The organism is Archangium sp., assembly GCF_036389735.1.
GTDB lineage: Bacteria > Myxococcota > Myxococcia > Myxococcales > Myxococcaceae > Archangium.
The window spans coordinates 1-3,856 of sequence record NZ_DASVWK010000853.1; the positions used below are offsets into that span (position 1 = coordinate 1).

The 3,856-nt window shown below is 67.1% G+C and carries 3 protein-coding genes; all 3 read left to right on the top strand.

Annotation, left to right across the window (positions count from 1 at the left end; translation table 11 throughout):
• The first annotated feature begins 720 nt into the window (after positions 1-720).
• Positions 721-891, top strand: coding sequence for a hypothetical protein (locus VF794_RS30565; protein WP_414640987.1), 171 nt, complete (start codon positions 721-723; stop codon positions 889-891).
• 82 nt (positions 892-973) lie between these two features.
• Complete coding sequence (locus VF794_RS30570) at positions 974-2,044, top strand: hypothetical protein (RefSeq protein ID WP_331116534.1); 1,071 nt, start codon at positions 974-976, stop codon at positions 2,042-2,044.
• Positions 2,045-2,269: 225 nt separating this feature from the next.
• Positions 2,270-3,856 (top strand): N-6 DNA methylase (locus VF794_RS30575; protein ID WP_331116536.1); only part of this gene is annotated, 1,587 nt, incomplete at its 3' end.

The window sequence follows — 3,856 nt, forward strand, 5'->3', positions numbered from 1 at the left end:
ACGCCCCCCTCCCGATGGACGCACTCCTGGCCGTCGGGGCACGCGCGGGCCTCGCACGTGGGTTGGCACACGGGCCCCTCGGGGTCACCACGAGCACAGAAGAAACCCTCCGGGCACGTCCCTTCCCTCCCTGGCACGCACCGCCGACCGCACCAGCCAGCGCCAGCGCAGACGAGCCCTCCCCACACGCCCATTCCCGCTGGGGCAACATCGGCAACCGCAGACACTGCTCCCCCTCCTTGCGCGTCCCCTCGACGACGCACCAGCGGAGAGCCACCCGTCGGCCCGGCAGGGGAACGGCTCGGCAGACACCATACGGCGAGCACCACTCGTCCGACTCACACGACGTGGACGTGCACTTCCGCTGCTGGTCGTGCGGGTCATGGAAGCAGATGAGCCCAGGATCACACTGCGCATTGTCCTGGCACGGTTGACGGAGGGTGCGCAGGCCGCGAGTCTCCCCGGGCGTCACCCAGGGGACGAAGCGCCAACCCTCGACCACCCTCTCCGCGGGCACCCGACTCCAGAGAACGACGAGCACCAGCAACGGGAGAACCAGCAGCGACGCGGCGATGAGGACCAGCACGGCTCGCCAGTTCATGGGGTCATGCTACCCGCCCCTTGGACAGCGGTAACGTGCGACCATGACGTCGCGCGGCTCCAGAACATCTGCCTCTTCCAGCGATAGACGTCCAGGAGGTGGGGCAGGAGAAGATCTTCGTGGCGTTGAGAGAGTGGCCCATCGCGGGCAACGATGAACAGCCGGAAGCCCTCCGTCCGTACCGGGAACTGACACGGGTGCTGGAGCCCCATTTCCACGAGGAGTACGTCCGCTGGCGCTCCCTCAATCCCACGCGCATGAAGCAGTGGCAGCGCCGATTCCTCGGTTGAGCGCGCACATCATGACGTAAAACGTCGTCCCGCGCGGCATGTCTCTTGAGGTAAGGTGAAGAAACCTGGAGGCCAAACGCCCGTGAATCCCGTCACCGCAGGCACCGTCCACTTCGACACTGAAATCCTCCTCGTCATCCTCGTGGCCGGGCTGCTGCTCTGGAAGCGGGTGGATTGGCTCCTCTTCCGCCTCGCCTCGCGGTGCTGCTACGACTGGGGCGCCTTCCGTGCCACGCGCGCCCTCGTCGGCTTCCTGGAGAAGCTTCCCCTCGCGGACTGGATGCGCTCCTCGCTGTGGCGGATGGAACTCTACGCGCTCTCGGCACTCGGAGAGACCGAGGCAGCCGTCACGGGTGCTCGCCGCCTCGCGGTCCATGCCAGGACCGAGGGCTGCTCACCTTGCGCCACCTGCGTGGTCAACCTCTTCATCAACGCGGGTCTCTATCTGGAGGCACTCGACATCGAACGGGGCTGGCAAGGTCCCTCGGAGCCCAAGACGCCGCACGCGGAACAGGAGTGGGCCCTGGTGCGCTTCAACCTCGTCGAGGCCGTCTACAACCTCGGTGGCTGGGATGCCGCCCATGCGCGCCTCAACGCATTGGAAGAGGTGGCGCGCCGGTACCCCTTCCTGTGGAACTTCTTCCCCGTCCAGCGGGCGTGGATCCTGGCGCACACCGAGCGTGGCGCGGAGGCGTGGGAAGCCCTGCGGCAGGTGGAGTGGCGAAGCGTGCCCCGTCAATACCGGAGCGAGGTGTGCTTCACCCGGGCCGCGGTGTTGCTCGCCCTGCGCCGGTACGACGAGGCGCAACAGGAGGCAGTCGCGGGACTGAAGCTCGCGCGCCGGGCCTCAAGTACGAGGAACGGGCTCTTCCTGCTCGGACGCATCGCCCATGCGGCGGGACGGCGGGAGGAGGCTCTCCGCCTCTTCGAAGCCGGAGCCAGGCACCTGTACAAAGGCCAGGGCGGGGATGGGCTGCTGGCGTGGGGCGACTGCCTCGCCGGACTCGGCCGCCATGACGAGGCGCACGAGGCCTGGAGGCTCGTCCTGGACCGCGACAAACAGAGTGGCGCGGCCTGGGAGGCAACCTCCCGGCTCGCGCGCACCGCTCTCCGTCAGAATGACGTCCCTGGAAAGCGCGGCGAGATCGGGTAGAGACGGGCCCTCCCGGGCGCGCTCCCCTTCAGCGGAAATCACGGCTCCCGCGCCGCTCGCTTGTAGACGTCTACAAGCGATGTAGCATGAAGACCCACACGGTGCTTGTAGACATCCACAAGTGACACGCCTCCAGTCGACCCGAAGCGCTCGGGCCGCCAAAGGGCTCCAGCCGCCCCGCTGCTCGTGAGCCACCCATGAGGCGCGGTGCTGTAACGTGCGCCCATGCCCTCACAGGAGATTCGTCTCTCGCCCCAGCAGCGCCGGGCCGCGCTCCAGGTCCTGGACCGGAACCGGCTCTCGCAGCTCACGGAACAGCTCGGCCTCGAGGTCGAGGACCGCCGGGTCATCGAGAACCACATCAACGCCCTCGTCCGCTCCCGCTCGGTGGACTTCGCCGGGCTCCTGGGCCAGCTCAAGCGCGAGGAGCTCCAGGCCATCTGCGACGCCCTGGGACTGGACCGGGGTGGACGCGAGAAGGAGGTGCTCGTCCAGCGCATCCTCGGCCATGACGGGCCCCAGCAGGCCCAGCTCGGGCTCCAGCCGCCCCCCCCTCCCCCAACGGCCCCCGAGGAGCCTGCTTCCATCAAGGCCAAGGCCGCGAAGAAGAACGGGGGAGACCTCGGCTTCGAGGGCACGCTGTGGAAGGCCGCCGACGAGCTGCGCGGGAACATGGACGCGGCCGTGTACAAGCACGTCGTCCTCGGCCTCATCTTCCTCAAGTACGTGAGCGACGCCTTCGAGGAGCGGCACAATCAGCTCCTCGCCGAGGTGGCCGAGGGCGCCGACCCGGAGGATCCGGACGAGTACCGAGCGCAGAACGTCTTCTGGGTGCCCAGGGAGGCACGCTGGGAGAAGCTGAAGGCCAACGCCCGGCAGCCCGTCATCGGCAAGCTCGTGGACGACGCCATGGTCGCCATCGAGCGCGACAACCCCAGCCTCAAGGGTGTGCTGCCGAAGGACTACGCCCGCCCCGACTTGGACAAGCAGCGGCTGGGCGCGCTCATCGACCTCATCAGCAAGATCGGCCTGGGTGACAAGGAGTCGCGAGGCAAGGATATCCTCGGCCGCGTCTATGAATACTTCCTCTCCGAGTTCGCCAGCGCGGAGGGCAAGAAGGGCGGCCAGTTCTACACGCCCAAGTCCGTGGTGAAGCTGCTGGTGGAGATGTTGGCCCCCTACAAGGGCCGCGTCTTCGACCCCTGCTGCGGCAGTGGCGGCATGTTCGTCCAGAGCGAGAAGTTCGTGGAGGCGCACGGAGGGCGGCTCGGAGACTTGAGCATCTTCGGCCAGGAGTCGAACGCGACGACGTGGCGTCTGGCGAAGATGAACCTCGCCATCCGGGGCATCGATGCGAACCTGGGCGAGCCCGACACCCGGGGCAGCTTCCTCAAGGACCAGCACCCCGACCTCAAGGCGGACTTCATCATCGCCAACCCGCCCTTCAACGACAGCGCCTGGGGCGGCGAGCAACTGCGCGAGGACGCGCGCTGGAAGTACGGCGTGCCCCCGGTGGGGAACGGGAACTTCGCCTGGGTCCAGCACTTCCTCCACCACCTTGCCCCCACAGGCATGGCTGGCTTCGTGCTCGCGAACGGCTCCATGTCCTCGAATCAGTCTGGCGAGGGAGAGATCCGTAAGGCGCTCGTTGAGGCCGACCTCGTAGACTGCATGGTGGCTCTACCGGGGCAACTCTTCTACTCGACAGCCATTCCCGTCTGCCTCTGGTTCCTGTCGCGAGACAAAACCAAGAACCAGCGATTCCGTGATCGACGAAGGGAAACACTGTTCATAGACGCCCGAAAAATGGGA